At 45.5% G+C, this 15,771-nt stretch carries 18 protein-coding genes; 6 read left to right on the plus strand and 12 right to left on the minus strand.

What is annotated here, in order from left to right; genetic code table 11:
* Positions 1-486: 486 nt before the first annotated feature.
* The 4 genes from ICN40_RS04005 (at position 487) to ICN40_RS04020 (ending at position 2,134) form a co-directional block, all read left to right on the plus strand.
* Positions 487-837, plus strand: a complete 351-nt coding sequence (locus ICN40_RS04005; protein WP_216242309.1) for a helix-turn-helix domain-containing protein — start codon at positions 487-489, stop codon at positions 835-837.
* Between the two features lie 80 nt (positions 838-917).
* Positions 918-1,205, plus strand: a complete 288-nt coding sequence (locus tag ICN40_RS04010) for a hypothetical protein (RefSeq protein WP_216242310.1) — start codon at positions 918-920, stop codon at positions 1,203-1,205.
* Between the two features lie 118 nt (positions 1,206-1,323).
* Complete coding sequence (locus tag ICN40_RS04015; protein ID WP_216242311.1) at positions 1,324-1,656, plus strand: hypothetical protein; 333 nt, start codon at positions 1,324-1,326, stop codon at positions 1,654-1,656.
* 73 nt (positions 1,657-1,729) lie between these two features.
* Positions 1,730-2,134, plus strand: a complete 405-nt coding sequence (locus ICN40_RS04020; RefSeq protein WP_216242312.1) for a surface-adhesin E family protein — start codon at positions 1,730-1,732, stop codon at positions 2,132-2,134.
* Between the two features lie 174 nt (positions 2,135-2,308).
* Here ICN40_RS04020 and ICN40_RS04025 read toward each other — a convergent pair whose 3' ends face one another.
* From ICN40_RS04025 to ICN40_RS04080, 12 genes are all read right to left on the minus strand, one after another.
* Positions 2,309-2,752, minus strand: a complete 444-nt coding sequence (locus tag ICN40_RS04025; RefSeq protein ID WP_216242313.1) for a hypothetical protein — start codon at positions 2,750-2,752, stop codon at positions 2,309-2,311.
* Positions 2,753-3,072: 320 nt separating this feature from the next.
* The gene (locus ICN40_RS04030; RefSeq protein ID WP_216242314.1) at positions 3,073-3,492 is read right to left on the minus strand and encodes a hypothetical protein; all 420 of its coding nucleotides are present in this window, start codon (positions 3,490-3,492) and stop codon (positions 3,073-3,075) included.
* 193 nt (positions 3,493-3,685) lie between these two features.
* Positions 3,686-4,024, minus strand: coding sequence for a hypothetical protein (locus ICN40_RS04035; protein WP_216242315.1), 339 nt, complete (start codon positions 4,022-4,024; stop codon positions 3,686-3,688).
* A 3-nt stretch (positions 4,025-4,027) separates the two neighbouring features.
* Positions 4,028-4,252 (minus strand): hypothetical protein, encoded by a 225-nt coding sequence (locus tag ICN40_RS04040; RefSeq protein ID WP_216242316.1) that lies wholly within the window; start codon positions 4,250-4,252, stop codon positions 4,028-4,030.
* Positions 4,253-4,336: 84 nt separating this feature from the next.
* On the minus strand, positions 4,337-5,089 hold the full coding sequence (locus tag ICN40_RS04045; RefSeq protein ID WP_216242317.1) for a hypothetical protein: 753 nt from the start codon (positions 5,087-5,089) through the stop codon (positions 4,337-4,339).
* Between the two features lie 160 nt (positions 5,090-5,249).
* A complete protein-coding gene (locus ICN40_RS04050) occupies positions 5,250-5,561 on the minus strand; it encodes a hypothetical protein (RefSeq protein WP_216242319.1) in 312 nt (103 codons plus the stop codon).
* Between the two features lie 15 nt (positions 5,562-5,576).
* Positions 5,577-6,917, minus strand: a complete 1,341-nt coding sequence (locus ICN40_RS04055) for an integrase family protein (RefSeq protein ID WP_216242321.1) — start codon at positions 6,915-6,917, stop codon at positions 5,577-5,579.
* Positions 6,918-7,236: 319 nt separating this feature from the next.
* A complete protein-coding gene (locus ICN40_RS04060) occupies positions 7,237-7,608 on the minus strand; it encodes a glycine zipper family protein (protein WP_072583189.1) in 372 nt (123 codons plus the stop codon).
* 23 nt (positions 7,609-7,631) lie between these two features.
* Positions 7,632-10,112: a DNA internalization-related competence protein ComEC/Rec2 gene (locus tag ICN40_RS04065; protein ID WP_255561131.1), complete on the minus strand. Its 2,481-nt coding sequence runs from the start codon at positions 10,110-10,112 to the stop codon at positions 7,632-7,634.
* A 4-nt stretch (positions 10,113-10,116) separates the two neighbouring features.
* A complete protein-coding gene (locus ICN40_RS04070; protein WP_216242323.1) occupies positions 10,117-10,962 on the minus strand; it encodes a TatD family hydrolase in 846 nt (281 codons plus the stop codon).
* Between the two features lie 11 nt (positions 10,963-10,973).
* The gene (locus ICN40_RS04075; protein WP_216242477.1) at positions 10,974-11,669 is read right to left on the minus strand and encodes an ABC transporter ATP-binding protein; all 696 of its coding nucleotides are present in this window, start codon (positions 11,667-11,669) and stop codon (positions 10,974-10,976) included.
* Positions 11,670-11,676: 7 nt separating this feature from the next.
* Positions 11,677-12,939 (minus strand): lipoprotein-releasing ABC transporter permease subunit, encoded by a 1,263-nt coding sequence (locus ICN40_RS04080; RefSeq protein WP_072583053.1) that lies wholly within the window; start codon positions 12,937-12,939, stop codon positions 11,677-11,679.
* A gap of 67 nt (positions 12,940-13,006) precedes the next feature.
* Here ICN40_RS04080 and ICN40_RS04085 point away from each other — a divergent pair, with 67 nt between their 5' ends.
* Together ICN40_RS04085 and recJ are read left to right on the plus strand one after the other, a co-directional pair.
* Positions 13,007-13,966, plus strand: a complete 960-nt coding sequence (locus ICN40_RS04085; RefSeq protein ID WP_255561134.1) for a hypothetical protein — start codon at positions 13,007-13,009, stop codon at positions 13,964-13,966.
* Between the two features lie 18 nt (positions 13,967-13,984).
* Positions 13,985-15,745 (plus strand): single-stranded-DNA-specific exonuclease RecJ, encoded by a 1,761-nt coding sequence (recJ, locus tag ICN40_RS04090; protein ID WP_216242326.1) that lies wholly within the window; start codon positions 13,985-13,987, stop codon positions 15,743-15,745.
* The last annotated feature ends 26 nt before the right edge of the window (positions 15,746-15,771 follow it).

The following is a 15,771-nucleotide window of genomic DNA, read 5'->3' on the forward strand; positions in this document are numbered from 1 at the left end:
CAAGCCACCGAAGGACCATGCTCGATGACCTATTGCAATCGGGCGCAGTTAAGACGGGCAAGCAGGTAGTTGAGGATGAGTAGCGCAACACTTTGAGGCAGTCCGAGAGGCTCAAGGGCGCACCTATAGAGGATATGGAAACCTATATTGACAACAGGCTTGCAACCATGGAGATAGCCATTATTAGCAATGACCCCACTAAGAGATGAGAACGGCAACCCCATCCCCCTGGAATAGCTCTAGTACATTCATTCAATTAGCTATCTTGGATTGATTAAGAAATTTTTTAGCGCTCATATTTAACAATTTTTAATAATTTTAAAAATTAAAACTCTGTATATTAAAAATGCGTTTCCATGACGCTCCTTACGTGGTGTGATGTGCATACTTCCCCCGCCCTAAAAAGCGGGGGATTTTAAAGGGTGGAGTTATTCCGAATTGCCAAGCCCCGACAAACTGTCAAATTGGCTAAATAGGAGAATGGGTATGACTATCTATGAATTTAATGAATGGCGCTTTAGGTTAGGGCTATCAGTACAAGCTACTGCCGAACTATTAGGAGTCTCTAGAGATACCGTATTGGGATGGCAGATAGGTAAGCATCCAATTTCTAAACAGACCCAGCTAGCAACATTAGCCTGTGAGATTGCCTACATTGGAGCAAAGCAGTTTATCAAAGCTAACCCATCAAGCCTTAATAACTTTAGCCTTAGGAATCAATCAGAGTTTTTAGGAAGAAAGAACATTAGAGAGGGAATCATCGATGGCAGGAACATCCTTGAAAGAGAGCTCCCCATAGTCCTCGCACCCAAGTCACTCATCCATTACATTAAGTAAAGGTTATCTATGAAACCGCTACAACTCACCATAGCCCTGCTTTTATTTATTGTTAATAAAAAATAAAAGGAAAGTTGAACATGAAGAAAACCTTAGTTACTCTAGTGGTTACAGCTGGTTTAATGGCTGGTTGTGCATCTACTGGCACTGGCGGGATTGTTGAAATCTCTCCTAATCTCTATATGCTAGGTGAATTGGGTGGATGGGACTACACAGCATCTTCTGTAAAAGCCAGACTGTACAAACAAGCCAATACATTTTGTTTGGCTAAAAATCTTACTATGTCCCCAGTTTCAGATACCGGAACGGATTATGGTCTCGGCACGTATGCTTCTGCTGAAATTAAATTCCGTTGTGTGCCTAAGTAAGAATAATGAAGAAAATATCAACCCAACCCCTACTCCTGAAGGCAATAAACAAGCCTGACATAAGCGCATCTTTAGGGGTCAAGGGTGCTGACATTATGATGTTGAACAAAGGTTATCTATGAAACCGCTACAACTCACCGCCCTCATGTTTCTCTATAGTGTTTCAGTAATTGCGATGGCACAAACGGGATATACCCAGTACGGCAACCAACGGCAATACAGCAATGGGGTAACGGCTACCCAGTACGGCAATACGACTCAGTATTCCAATGGCACCACTGCCCATCAATACGGGAACACCACGCAATACTCCAATGGGACTACTGCCACTCAATACGGCAATACAACTCAGTATTCCAATGGGGTGACCGCGACCCAGTATGGCAACACTACCCAATACTCCAATGGGAAGTCATGCACCCAGTATGGCAATACAGTCCAATGCAATTAATCAGGACGGGGCGCCATTATTCAAAGTTGGCACATAAATTAAATTGCTTACTCTTTAATATAAAGGCATTAACATGAAAAAAATATTATTAGCCGCTTGTTTTTTGCTAATTGCCAATAGAGCATCTGCTGAATGGTTCCTCATTGGAACTAATAACGATAAGTCAAATACAACCTATATCGACTCAGATACTCATAAAGTAACTGGGGTAAATTCCGCAACTTCTTGGTTTTTGATGGATTTTAAAAATTCCATGAAGGTTGGCAATGTCATGTACCAGTCTTCAAAAACTCTATATGAATTTAACTGTCGTGATGATAGATATAGAGTTCTTGCAATGTACTTTTACTCAAAAAATATGGGTAATGGGGATGCTGTTTCTTCATCAGAGGACTATAAAAATAATGATTGGAGTTCAATTCCTCCTGGTACCGTAATGTCAGCAATGAAAAAATTTGCTTGCATTAAAAATAAGTAGCGTGACTACTAAAGACGGAAGTCTTAGAGATGTTAAGAAAGCTATGGGCTCTCCTTTGCCATCTCAATCCCAGCTACTTACTTACTCATCTTTATCTCACCTACTGCAATTAGTCATTTAAAGATGATTTAGAAAGCCCTAGGGCTTTCTTGAAAAATGTAATGACTATTTAAGTCACTTTGCTTTATCAAGGAAATTGATATTCACATCAAAAGTAAGGCTTCGCTCTAATACGGGAGACACCTTGATACTAGAGCCCTGCCCCTGCATCCCTGCCAATGGCTTAGAAAGCACAATTACCTTGATACCATTCCTTGGGGTGAAGCAGACGCCATTAGGAAGCTCTCTAGTGCGTCCATCGAATGAATATTGCTCAAGACGGACTTTCGATTCACTGCTACCGCAGGCTATTGCAGGCTCTTCGCTTGTGGAGTAAATATAGGCCACCGAGCCAACGGGGCAATTATCAAAGCACCGATTATCTTTTGCCTGACTAACACCACAAAGCAGGCCAAGGGCAATAAATATAGTGGCATGACGAACCGTATTAAAGCCTGAGCTCTGAAAGGCTTTGAGGTGGCTAGCAAGACGGCATTGGAGCTTTTGAGTTTGTTTCATATTGGATTCATATTACCAAAGCCAAATACCACTTAGGAGCCTAAAAGCCCCTTAGAAGCCCCTTGGGTTGCGTAGGGAAACTCGGGGCTACTTTTCTTTGTCCTCTTTCATGAGTGGCTTAAGTGGGGTCGGCACAAAAGGCCGAAGTGGTTTTAGTATGAATGGCTTGAGTGGCTTTAATCCTTTTTTACAAATTAAGCGCGCTGGTATTTTGTCTGAGTTCATTTTTATCCTTAATGAAGCTTGGGTATTTGGTAGGACTGTTTTTCAGCAATGCCGATTTCTTCTAGCCGTTTTTGGTCTTGTGAAATCCAGTTCGTTTACTTTCCTTGCTCTTTCTTTAATTCATTCTTTAGCCCTATATATGGCATATCTTCGTAGCGCTTACTTTTTGGGAATACATAAATTTCAAATTGGCTATTCTCAAAATTCCTAGACATTGATTCTTGTTTCGTTTGCTTTGTGGGGCTTGGTGCGTGTTCCCAATTTTTGGGAGGGAGCCTCCCAATTTCCGACCCCTCATTTTTTTCTAATGCAGGCTTCCAATTGAGATAAGCATTACTAACAAACTGGCTTAAGAATTGGCCATCGGCTTTATTGATGCGTTTCCAAGTGATAGCAAACAAGCTACATATTCCGCTAACGCTTCCACCTCGGCGGGTTTGATATATGAAGCCATGAGCGATTAACTCCTTTAGTGCCTTGGTGAATGTGTTCTTTTTTATACCGCGCTTACTCAATATTGATGAGGCTAAAAATATCGAGCCATTGTTATTGCCCCTATAGAAGTAAAGAATCTCAACAAGTACGGCTCTAGCTGAGTAGCTTAGGTCGGCATAGGAGGCGCTATCTAATACCCCCGCAGGTATTTGGATGAATGGCTCAACTTGCCTCTTGGGATGACCTGTGACCGCGCCCCTACGGGCTCCATCCTTAGCCATGGTTTGCCTCTAATGACTTATGCGCCCATGCTTCCAACTTGTATTTAGCAGGCTTTGAGCGTGGCTCTAAATTCGTAATAGGCCATCGGTATTTAGTAATCAAATCAAAAATGATTGCCGCTAGTCTCCATGAGCCACCCATCTTTAAAAACATGGGCTGAGTTAGGACTTTGCCACCGCGAAGGAATTTCAAAACCTCACCTTCTTTGCTTGACGGGTTTGGCTCAAGTGGCGAAAATGAATATGCATCAAAAAGCTCAGCTTGTTCGCCTGCCCTAATTGCCTTTACCGAGGCGTTAGGGCTTATTTTTGTGTTCTCGCTCTTTTTCATAACTCACACTCCGCCATTTAAGAGCTTGGCAATATCGGATACGCTCCAAAGTAATTGACCGCCAATTTTCTTGGGCACTATTCCATAGGAGTGCCCTTGGATACAGAAGTTTTTTAAGAGTGTTTGGCGGGCTTTATTTAAAGCTAAAGCCGCTTCGCGAGTGCTGATTAAATCTCTAGTGCCTGCAACCTCTAGTAGCTTTGGAAGTGTTGCGCTTGTTTGATTCATTTTGAAAGCCCTTTATTTGTATTGAAAGAGCCTCCATTCTTAAAAACGAGGTGAACAGGGTCGCTAATCCGTAATACAGGGTCGCTAATCCGTAACTTTTTTACTTTTTAAATCCCGCTTAACTTCAGATACCCTAGTCTTAAATGTTGCCCTAGTAATTGTTTTATCGCTCTCGTAAATCAATATCTCTCCATCTGACATGGTCTTACTTGGAGTAATGCTTTTGGGCGGATTGCTTCTTAAGGAGCTCCATAACTTTTCGGATACTCCCGAGTCCTGACTAATCCACTCTGGATTTAATTCAAACAATTCTTTGATAGCTTTCTTAATCGTGCCATATGCACCCTTCTTTCTGCCCCCATCAAATTGACCGAGCTTTTCCCATAATCCCTCCTCAGCGATGCCAATCTCATTCTGCACCCAGCCAAGGTCACGCATGGCGCTACCGTAAAGAATCCAAGCGTTTTCTGTATTGACCCCTGCATTCAAAATGGATAGCGCCGTTCTGAATCTGTAGAGGGCGCGAGATAGCGAGTGAGCTCCACGCTCTGCACCTGACTTGCAAGCCTCATTGAAATAAAAATCTCTTTGCGAGAACTTTCCTAAAAAATCCCCGTACCGCTTTTCTAAACCTAGGCTTTTGTGTTTGTATAGCTCTAAAAGCTCAGAAATACCCTCTAGGCAAAGAGCGCCACAAGTGCGTACACCCAAGCCCCTTTGATAATCGTTTGGAGTGCTTAGATAGGCTTTTAGGTTTAATTCACCGCCCTCGAATAATGGGGGTTCAATTTCAATAGCCGTTTTCTTGGCTTTTGGTTTTATAGGTTTGGCAGTCATCCATTACGCCCTTTCTAGCGCAATCTTTCAGTAGGGCGCGAGGCAATCGGTGAAAGTGACCGACTTTCGGCTTGCATTGCCTAGCCTCGCGTTAATGCTTCAGAGGATTATTTCAGAGTCAGAAAATTGACCATTAGCCATTGCATAAACCGATAACTCATCAACCGCAAATACTGATAACTTTCGCACCCGATTGAGTGCGGATACCAGCTAGCTCCGCCTTCTTTTTTCTTCCTAATTTCTTTTTAGGGAATTTAATAATTTCTGCGGGAACTTTATCAAATGAATATATTTCTTTGTGACTATTCGAGAACCACTCCAATGTTTGCGTTAAGCTCTCTCTGCGCATCTCATCGAGGCTATCAATAGCGGGGGCTAATGAGTAAGCTAAAAACTCTACAAAGCGCTCTTGGTATTCCGCATCCATCCCTCTAAATGCCTTGAGGAGTTTCGTCTCTTGATAACTCAACATAACAACTCCAATTTTTTATGAATTAACTACCTTAAGTCTTGAAGCGCCTTCCTGAGGTTTAAATTCAACCCCTGTCTGCTCTAAAATCCATGCCTCATACTTGGTATGCCAAATAGCCAATAACTCAATGGGGCGCGATTTATAGTGTTTCTCAGCCGTTGCGCTCGGCTTATGCCCCATGATTTCCGCAACAATCCCCACGGGCATTTCCACCCATTCAGCAAGTGATGCGAATGTGCGTCTTAATCCGTGAATGGTTACGGGTGGCAATTCAGCAATACTCATGGCTCTATGGTGCGATACGCTGGGGTCGGAATATCTCCCGTCCTTAGAAGTGGGGCTACTGAAAACCCATTGATTGCGCCTTGGTAAGTTTTGAATAAGGCTATTGAGGTAAGGGGTTAGTGGTAGCTTTCTACCCTCCTCTGCCACCTTATCTTTAATCCATATCGCGCCCACTTTGGTATCTATATCAACCCACTTAAGGCTTGCCATTTCTTCGCGCCTTGCGCCTGTCAGAATTAAAGCTTGTAAGTACGCTTGGGCTACTGGGTTCTTAAGCGAGGTAACTCCGTTAAACCACGCTTTTAATTGACTTTTCTCCAGCACATCAAAACGCTTGCTCTTACGGCTTGGCACTTCATCGCGTAGCTCTTTACTCTCTACCGCGTTTACATCAATTAGCTTTAAGTATTCAGGGCGAATTGCGCACCAGCGCCAAAAGGCTCTAAACATTTCAAAACCTTGGCGGGCGTTATTGGCTCTTGTTGAAGCTTCGGCCTTTTGCCACTCCTTTAATCCATTGGCTGAAATATCAGCCATACGTATTCCCATTAACGGGTATAAAACGCCTGTCGTAGTTTTTCTTTTACTGCGCTTTCTTTCCTCGCCTCCAGCTTTAGCAAGGTTCTCATGGTCTTTTAGGTGGCGTTCGCCCCACTTCTTACCGCGCTCAATATGCGGGCGGGTCATCTTGTCTTTTTGATATGCAATGTATTGAGCCCATGCCTCGCTTACCAAAAGCTCTTTGCTTTTTAACTCTATGGCCTTGGTTTGAATCTCATCCCTTTGAGTTTTAGCCAACTCCCTAGGGTCAATTCCTTGGTCGGTTAATGCTTTGAGGCGATTAGCCTCCGCTTGGGCTTGGCTAATTGCGTAGGTCTTTACATCGCCAATGGTGAGCCTGAGGGTCTTTCCATGTAGCTTGGTTTGGAATATGTAGGACTTAGCCCCTTTTGCGGTAGCGCGAAGTCCAAGGCTAGGGGTTTTTCCATCCCATAGGATTGATTGCTCCTTACCGCTTTCACACTTAAAAGCCTCCACTCTGCCAGCCGTAAAGTTCTGTTTAGCCGTCATCCCGTGAATATCCCGAATATTCTCATGTAACCCCCATGTAACCCAATAATCGAAATATACAGGAATATTTGGGAATACTTAGAAAAGTGAGAAAATTGCTTTTCCTTATATATATTGGGCTTTATGGCGATTTTGGGAATACTTAGGAATGCTTAGAAATCTCCTTGAAATCGGGCTCATAACCCGAAGGTCGTAGGTTCAAATCCTGCCCCCGCAACCAAGAATTACGTACTAAGCCCTTAATTTTTAAGGGCTTTTTGCTTTTCTGGGCATTAAAAAAGCCCAATTTCTCGGGCTTTTTAGCTATTTCAGGGTGGCTTTAGTTCAAAACCTTGTACCCGCGACCACTCAAACATCTCTTCACAACAGCCTCTTGAGCCTGATTACCAGTAAATGCACCGCCTGCACCACCAATCACCGCGCCAGCTCCAGCAGCCTGTACGATGCCCGTTTTATTGCCGCCTGTCACAAGTCCTAATAAGCCACCAACTACAGCGCCAGCGCCAGCGCCTTTGGCCGCAGTCTCACCCATACCTGATTGCTGTTGAGCATAGTTTTGACAGTCCTTTAAATCGCTCTCATATGCAGCCTCATTGACGCCCTTCATATCCACTAGGGGGCGAACATTCGCACCGGCACACCCAACCGTCACAGCAACCACCAGAGAACATAGGCCAAGTAACTTATTCATCTGCAGAATCCTTTTATTCAATTTCACATCGATCGATGCCATATCCGTTTTATATCATGTCGCAAAAACTGTGTCGAAGATTTTGAATTATTTTTAAATAGCCAAGTCTGGGCACCTGTTTTCGGCGTTTGATGAAAAGGAATCCCCAAGCCTTGATAGCGTGCCGTGACATCTGGATGTGGATGCCCATAACGATTGCGATAGCCATTTTGTGCAAAAGCCTGATGAGGTTCCAATCTTTGTAGGAGCACTAAGGAAGAGGAGGTTTTGCTGCCATGATGTGGAGCCATAAAAATTAACTCCCTGTCGCCAATTTCATGCAGCTTTTTTTCATCTAAGCGCTCGGTAATTTCTGCTTCACCTTGCTTTTCAACATCGCCCGTTAACCAAAGCGAGCTTTGTTGATTTCGTACCTCAAGCACGCAACTCATTTCATTGGGCTTACCAGGGTATTGATCAGCAAATACTGTCTCTTCATGAGGGTGCCAAATTACAAATTCGACACCATCCCATTTCCAACGCTGACCAAAGCGACAGGGGATGGCCGGAATCTTTCTTTTATGTAAATTTTGAAGTAATGGATTAGCACTAGGCAAAGATCCCATCATCAAGTCAAATTGAATACTCTTCAGAAGTGTTGCAGCCCCACCAATATGATCACTATCGCTATGACTAATGACCATACGATCAATGTGATAGATCCCCTGGCCACGTAAATAGGGAAGAATTACTCTCTGACCCGCATCATCTTTCTTCCCTTGAATAGGCCCTGTGTCGTATAGCAATTTTCTATTAGCAGTTTCGATGAGAACTGCAGTGCCCTGACCAATATCAAAAACACTCGCCCTGAACTCTCCTTGAGCGAGATGTACATCTCCAAATAATTGGCTTGGCCAAAAAAATAAGGGGATAGATAAAAGGATGCCAAGCAATCGACCTCTCCATGTTTCACCAATCGGACCAGGTCGAATTGCATACACAATTCCACATCCAGCAATCACCAGCATCCACCACTCAGACTGTTTTGACCAAGCCACAGACCAACTCCAACTCGCCATCCATTCCAGGATGACTGCAAGATATTCCATGGATGCATGCGCCGGCAATAAGAGCCAGCGGCCGATAAATTCTGGGAGTAAGGCACCGGCAATTGCCAGCGGAGTCACGATATAACTGACCAGCGGAATAGCAAATGCATTAGCTAGTGGTGAAACAATTGAAACTTGGTAAAACCAATACAAAGTCAATGGCAGCAGCGCCAGTGTGACAACAGCCTGGACACGGCACGCCTCACGAAGGGCTTGTCCCATACGATGCATCCAATGCGTTTCCAATTCTTTTCCCGTAGGGATGCCCAATAAACCAGAAGAATCCCCCATGGCATACAGAATAGCGGCCACTGCACCGAAGGATAACCAAAAGCCTGGTGTGTAGGGAGCCATAGGATCAATAAGCAACACGAATGCCAGAGCCCACCACCAGATATCAAAAGAACATGGATTTCGGCCGGTCCATAAAGCGAATGCCACTACCCCAACCATATACATCGTTCTTTGCGCTGGAATCTGAAAGCCTGCCAACCACGCATAGATAAACGCAGTCACAAATCCCGCTACTGCCGCTACCTTGCTGACTGGAGCAATCAGTGGCCACGTGCGTCGACGCCATATAAACGCAGCAAATGAAGCGCCAACTCCTGCCAACATCGTTACATGGAGTCCAGATATAGAGATGAGATGCCCAATACCCGTTGCATTAAATACTTGCCAGTCATCTTGATCGATGGCGTTCTGATCACCCATTACCAAAGCAATCAAAACACCGACATACCTCGCATCATCCGGCAGCATAGACTGAATCTTTTTTCGCAGATGCCATCTAGCAAGCTCCATGCGTAACTCAAACTCTGTCCAAGAGATATCTTTATCCAGCAATAACTCGCCAGACCTTACAGATCCGCTAGCTCCAAAGTCTTGATGAAAAGACCAACGCTCAAAATCAAAGGTATGTGGATTTAAGGAACCAACAGGTCGCTTTAGCTTTGCCCTGATCTTCCAGCGCTGTCCAGGAATTAGCTCTGGAATCGCTTGAGGATTTCTCCAAGCAGGCTGCCAACCCAAATAGATTCTCTCTGGAAAGTGATTCAGGGCTTCTTTTCCAGAGAGGACCTCATCGACCTCAAAGGCAAACTTAGCGCCCGATGAATTACTTTGCGGCAATGCTGCAACTCTTCCCTGGAGCGTTAACTCTTTACCCTCCAACCCTGTGGCAAGAACATTCTTTAGGCGATTTTCAGCATACAAAGCATTCCATGCAAACCCCACTACAAATAGCAGGCCAATCACTGCAAATTTCTTCAGAAAAGATTCTGGATTAGAAAGCAGAATTGTCAGCAAACAAACTACGCTAAAAGTAATGCAGGAAATGAGCCAATATTCTGGCAATTGCGGCAAAAGCAAAAGGAGCAATCCCCCGGCAATGAATGCCGCAATAGCTAATCGCAATTAATTAAGAGGCTAAGTTGAGACTTGAGAGCTGAGGAATACCTACGCAGAGGGCAGACCAGCGTGGCAACACTTGCATTGCATTACCCCATACCGCCGAAGCAAATTCAGCATCACTGACACCCCTAACTAAGGCAAGTTCTTTTGCAATCCGCGGTAGAAAAGCAGGCTCATTAAAAGCAATACCCTCCCCTCTGAGCCATGCTGGTGGGATGTCGGGAGAATCTGTTTCAGTCACAATACTGTCAAGCGGCAATTCTTTTAAAAGTCTACGGATTTGCAAAGCGCGCTCATAAGTCGCCGCTCCTCCAAATCCCAATTTAAGTCCGAGCTCAATAAATTGCTCGGCCTGCTGAAAGCTGCCATTAAAAGCATGCGCAATTCCACTGGGGATATTTCGACGACGCAAGGCTTTTAAGATTGCATCCTGAGAACGACGCACATGCAGAATTACGGGCAATTGATATTTCTGAGCCAAATCCAATTGCGCATTGAAAAAGAACTCCTGCTTATGAGGGTCTAAATCCTCTACAAAATAATCTAAGCCAATTTCACCTATACCCACGAAGCGAGGATCAGATAGAGATTCAACAATTCTTTTCTCAAGTGTTTCGATGTCGCCCTCTTGGGCTTGATTGGTATAGAGCGGGTGTATTCCCAAGGTATATACCAAACCCGGGATTTCTTGACTATATTGATGGGCTAACTCTCTAACGTGAGTGCAGTCAGCCACCTTCACAGCAGGCAACAGTATTGCTTTAACGTTTTTTTCAGTGGCCGCCTGAATAACTGTGTCCAATGAATCCGCAAACTCAGGGGCATCTAGATGGCAATGGGTATCGATCCACATGGGATGTCCACTCACACAGAGAATGGTTTTAATACTCCACGCTCTAAATGCAAGATCCGATCACAACGTTTAGCGCGTACCGGGTCATGCGTCACGATCACAAAGGCTGTGCCTTGATCTCGAGCGATGTCCAACATCAAATCAAATACGCCGTCTGCAGTCTCAGTATCGAGATTGCCGGTTGGCTCATCCGCCAGAACGCAAGCGGGATTACCAACTAAGGCACGAGCTACTGCCACACGTTGACGTTCACCTCCAGATAATTCAGCTGGAGTATGGATTTCACGTGCAGCCAAGCCAACCGCTTTAAGCATCTTACTAGCGCGATCCATTGACTCATCATTACTAAGGCCACGAATACGCAAAGGCAAAGCCACATTCTCTGCAGCACTGAATTCATCTAAGAGATGATGGAATTGATAAATAAACCCAAGACTATGGTTACGCAGTTGATCTAACTTCTTCACTGATAAGTTATTCAAGTTAGAACCAGCCAAAATGACGGAGCCAGCGCTTGGAGTATCTAAACCACCCAATAAATGAAGTAAGGTGCTCTTGCCAGAACCCGAAGAACCGACGATAGCCACCTTCTCCGATGGAGAAATATCCAAATCAATCGCTTTTAATACCTCTACGCCAGTGGGTCCTTGACCATAGGTCTTGGCTAAGCCTCTGGCCTTCAGCACTAAGTTATTGACATCACTCATAGCTGAATTACTCATAACGCAGGGCCTCCGCAGGTTGGACCTTGGCAGCACGACGACTTGGGTAAAGCGTCGCCAATACAGAAAGACCAAATGCCATTAATCCCACAGTCAGTACATCGCTAGTCCTAACATCAGAAGGCAATTCGCTAATGAAATACACCTCACGCGGCAAAAACTGCACACGGAAAATAGCTTCAATGACCGGCACGATGACATCAATGTTCAGCGCAATCAATAGACCCAATGCAACACCAACCAAGGAACCCAAAAGACCAATCGCCAATCCCTGAATTAAAAATATTCTTTGAATGAGTCCAGGGCTTGCGCCCATGGTTCTCAGAATGGCAATATCAGCTTGCTTCTCATTCACTGTCATGACTAAGGTGGATACCAAATTAAATGCGGCTACGGCAATAATTAAAGTCAGAATGATGAACATCATCTTTCTTTCAGTCTGAACTGCTGCAAACCAATTGCGGTTCGATCTTGACCAATCAGTGACCCAAAGCGCCTGAGGAACAATCGCTGCTAACTCATTAGCGACTTCTGGGGCCCGCTGCATATCATCTACCTTGACGCGCAGACCGGACGGATCATGTAGGCGTAACAGGGCAGCAGCGTCCTTCCAATGCATGATAGCTAGAGAACTGTCGTATTCATAATGGCCGCTGTCAACAATGCCGACTACCTGCAAAGTGCGCATCCGCGGCATAGCACCTGCTGGAGTTAAATCACTTTCTGGAACAATTAAATTAATACGATCGCCGACATGTGCACCAACAATGGCCGCAAGTTGTGCGCCTAAAGCGACACCAAAACTACCGGGCTTTAGATCATCAATATTGCCGTTAACAAATTGTTTTGGTAAATCCGAAACCTTACCTTCTTCGCTAGGCAAGATGCCACGAATAGCAACGCCACGCATTACCCCTTCGCGAGTCAATAAACCTTGAGAACTCACCATGGGTGCCACACCAATAACGTGTGGTTGAGCTGCAACCTTCAGCGCCAGTGGCTCCCAGTTTGCCAGTCCATCAGGAGCGGTAATCTCCACATGAGATAGCACCGACAACATACGATCACGCACTTCCTTTTGGAAACCGTTCATCACCGAAAGAACCACAATCAGCGCGGCAACCCCTAAGGCGATACCAGCAGTAGAAATCCCGGAGATAAAGGATAGGAAACCATCACGCTTCCCCACGGTCTTACGACGCTTGGATCGGGTGTAGCGTAGGCCAATTTCTAGCTCAATAGGAAGTCTTAACATAGCCACAGTTTAGTGAATCGCGCAGACAAACTGATGGAATACTTAAATGCCACCTAAAATCAGGGGAATGACCGCAAATTCCACCCCCTCTAAGGCCCCGCTACGCCGCTTCACCCTGATGCTTTCAGGGGAAGATGCACTAGATGAGCTCGAAAGTAGAAATAGCCCCCATAAGGGACTGCCTCATGAGCGCTTTTTGCTCGGCGAATTGCTCCCTCTCGCCCCGGTCTTACTTCTTGGGCAATCCGCTCAAGCCGTCAATCCAAACGAAGTCATTGCCTGCTTACAGCCCGTTCATCTGCATGCCACTCGAGATCATCTTATTTTGATGGGGCAAAATCAGATTGATCTGACCCCCGAAGAGTCAGCTAAGCTTTTGCAAGCAGCACTACCTTTTATTGAAGAAGATTTTCAGAGCTCTGTACTTTTTTATAACCAGCATTATTGGTTTATTCCTGCCGGCCCATTTTCCAGCCTAGCAAGTTACAGTGTGGACCAGGCTCATGGCCGGAATATTGATTGGTGGATGCCGCGTGATACTCAAGAAGAAGGTATCGCGAAACGTTGGCGCAAACTTCAAAATGAAATCCAAATGCTTTGGCATATTGGCCCCGTTAATGAAGAGCGCGGACAACGTGGTATGCCCAGCATCAACTCAATCTGGATTAGCGGCATCGGTAAGCTCAATGACGTTCAAGCGCCTGCATTATTAAAACAATCTCAGCGTCTCATCGGCTCACACCCCATTCTGGCTGGCCTATCCAAGCTATTAAGCCTTCCACATGAAATCCATTTAGATGATAAAAATTTAGTTGGCGCCTTTGCCTGGCTTGATCAACCACAAGCAGCCTGGCCTCAGTTAAGTGCAGCACTGCATAGCAAACAACTGGATGAGGTTGTCATCATCGACTTTCTGCTGGGAAAGGTACGCGAACGTATTTTCACCGCTAAAGACCTCAATAAAAAATCTTGGGCCTTCTGGAAAAAAGCAGAGCCACTGACTTGGAAAGAAATTAGTCAGCCATGAGTTACGCATGAGTTTCATATGAGCTTATTTTTACAACGCCCCTTCTCAGAGCGCACTGCCGCCTGGTTAGCGCAGAGTGGCTTACACCCGCTACTGGCTAGACTCTATGCTGCTCGAGGCCTGCAATCTCCAGAAGAACTCTCGCTCGATTTAAAGCAACTGATTTCACCAGTTGAACTAAAGAATTGCATCAGCACCGCCTCTTTACTCGCCGATATCCTTGAGAAAAAAGAGCCCATGCTCATCGTCGCAGACTATGACTGTGATGGCGCAACCGCTTGTGCCGTAGGTCTGCGAGGTCTGCGCATGCTGGGCGGACCTGATACACCAATTCAGTTTCTAGTTCCGAACCGCTTTACGATGGGGTATGGCCTCACACCCGAGGTTGTTGAGTTGGCAGCACAACAAACGCCTAAACCGAAATACCTGATCACTGTCGATAACGGCATTGCTAGTGAGGCTGGCGTTGATCGTGCTCGTGAACTGGGTATGGAGGTGATTGTGACCGACCATCATCTACCTGGAGATAACTTACCGAAGGCGCTAGCAATCGTTAATCCAAACCAACCAGGTTGCAGCTTTCCAAGCAAAGCTCTTGCTGGTGTTGGTGTGATGTTTTATATGCTGGTGGCATTACGCGCTGAACTTCGCAAGCGCGGTAAGTTTACCAATGAAACTCAACCCAAGGTAGAGAACCTATTAGATCTTGTTGCCTTAGGAACAGTTGCTGACGTAGCGCAACTCGATCGCAATAATCGAGTATTAGTTTCTAATGGCTTAAAACGTATCCGTGCAGGGATATCTCAACCAGGCATTCAGGCGCTATTTCAGGCGGCGGCTCGAGATCCACGCAAAGCTAATACCTTTGATTTAGGCTTTGCCATCGGCCCCAGACTCAATGCCGCAGGGCGTCTAGCGGATATGACTTTAGGCATTCGCTTGCTCCTCACTGACAATGCAGATGAAGCCCTCAATCTTGCACATGAACTCGATCGCATTAATCGTGAACGCCGAGTGATTGAAACGGGGATGCAAGAAACTGCCCTCTCTCATCTTGCCGAAGATCAACTTGACGGCACTATGGCTGAGCGCACCAGTATTTGTTTATGGAACGCAGAATGGCACCAGGGTGTTGTTGGTATTGTGGCTTCACGACTGAAGGAACGCTTTAATCGCCCAGCGATTGTGTTTGCCCCTGCCGATGGCAGCACCGGTGAAGAATTACGTGGCTCTGGTCGTTCACTGACAGGCTTTCACTTGAGAGATGCCTTAGACCTGGTTTCCAAAAGAGAACCTGGACTCATTTTGAAGTTTGGTGGTCATGCGATGGCCGCAGGCCTAACGATTCGAAAAAGTGATTTTGAAAAGTTTGACACCTGCTTTCAGGAGGTAGCAAGTAGCCTATTAACGGATGAGTTACTAGAGCGCCGCCATGCCCACGATGGCGCATTGGAGCTTTCTGAATTTACTCCTGAAATAGGCGACCTACTAGCCGAAGAGATCTGGGGTCAAGGTTTCCCGCAGCCTGTTTTCTATGGGGAATTTGAAATTACCCAGCAAAGTCTCATGAAAGAAAAGCATTTACGACTGATGGTTCGCCCTATCGGCAGTTCTGAACTCAAGCCAATCAATAAGCCACTCGCTGCCGTTTGGTTTAACCGCACTCAGAGCCTGCCCGCCAAAGCTAAATTAGCCTATCGCCTTGTCACTGACCGTTATCAGGGTCAGGCCCGAGTGCAGTTAATGATTGAAGCCCATGATGAGATGGCCAACACCTAAGAGCCCAGGGCAATAACCCCCTTATA

Origin of the sequence: Polynucleobacter sp. Fuers-14 (genome assembly GCF_018882045.1) — a bacterium.
In the GTDB taxonomy this organism is placed as follows: Bacteria; Pseudomonadota; Gammaproteobacteria; order Burkholderiales; family Burkholderiaceae; genus Polynucleobacter.

Bases quoted from the DNA above. Each gene is read 5' to 3' on its own strand.
- ICN40_RS04005 (WP_216242309.1), top strand. From the start codon at position 487: ATGACTATCTATGAATTTAATGAATGGCGCTTTAGGTTAGGGCTATCA.
- ICN40_RS04010 (WP_216242310.1), top strand. From the start codon at position 918: ATGAAGAAAACCTTAGTTACTCTAGTGGTTACAGCTGGTTTAATGGCT.
- ICN40_RS04015 (WP_216242311.1), top strand. From the start codon at position 1,324: ATGAAACCGCTACAACTCACCGCCCTCATGTTTCTCTATAGTGTTTCA.
- ICN40_RS04020 (WP_216242312.1), top strand. From the start codon at position 1,730: ATGAAAAAAATATTATTAGCCGCTTGTTTTTTGCTAATTGCCAATAGA.
- ICN40_RS04025 (WP_216242313.1), bottom strand. From the start codon at position 2,752: ATGAAACAAACTCAAAAGCTCCAATGCCGTCTTGCTAGCCACCTCAAA.
- ICN40_RS04035 (WP_216242315.1), bottom strand. From the start codon at position 4,024: ATGAAAAAGAGCGAGAACACAAAAATAAGCCCTAACGCCTCGGTAAAG.
- ICN40_RS04040 (WP_216242316.1), bottom strand. From the start codon at position 4,252: ATGAATCAAACAAGCGCAACACTTCCAAAGCTACTAGAGGTTGCAGGC.
- ICN40_RS04045 (WP_216242317.1), bottom strand. From the start codon at position 5,089: ATGACTGCCAAACCTATAAAACCAAAAGCCAAGAAAACGGCTATTGAA.
- ICN40_RS04050 (WP_216242319.1), bottom strand. From the start codon at position 5,561: ATGTTGAGTTATCAAGAGACGAAACTCCTCAAGGCATTTAGAGGGATG.
- ICN40_RS04055 (WP_216242321.1), bottom strand. From the start codon at position 6,917: ATGACGGCTAAACAGAACTTTACGGCTGGCAGAGTGGAGGCTTTTAAG.
- ICN40_RS04060 (WP_072583189.1), bottom strand. From the start codon at position 7,608: ATGAATAAGTTACTTGGCCTATGTTCTCTGGTGGTTGCTGTGACGGTT.
- ICN40_RS04070 (WP_216242323.1), bottom strand. From the start codon at position 10,962: ATGTGGATCGATACCCATTGCCATCTAGATGCCCCTGAGTTTGCGGAT.
- ICN40_RS04075 (WP_216242477.1), bottom strand. From the start codon at position 11,669: ATGAGTGATGTCAATAACTTAGTGCTGAAGGCCAGAGGCTTAGCCAAG.
- ICN40_RS04080 (WP_072583053.1), bottom strand. From the start codon at position 12,939: ATGTTAAGACTTCCTATTGAGCTAGAAATTGGCCTACGCTACACCCGA.
- ICN40_RS04085 (WP_255561134.1), top strand. From the start codon at position 13,007: ATGACCGCAAATTCCACCCCCTCTAAGGCCCCGCTACGCCGCTTCACC.
- recJ (WP_216242326.1), top strand. From the start codon at position 13,985: ATGAGCTTATTTTTACAACGCCCCTTCTCAGAGCGCACTGCCGCCTGG.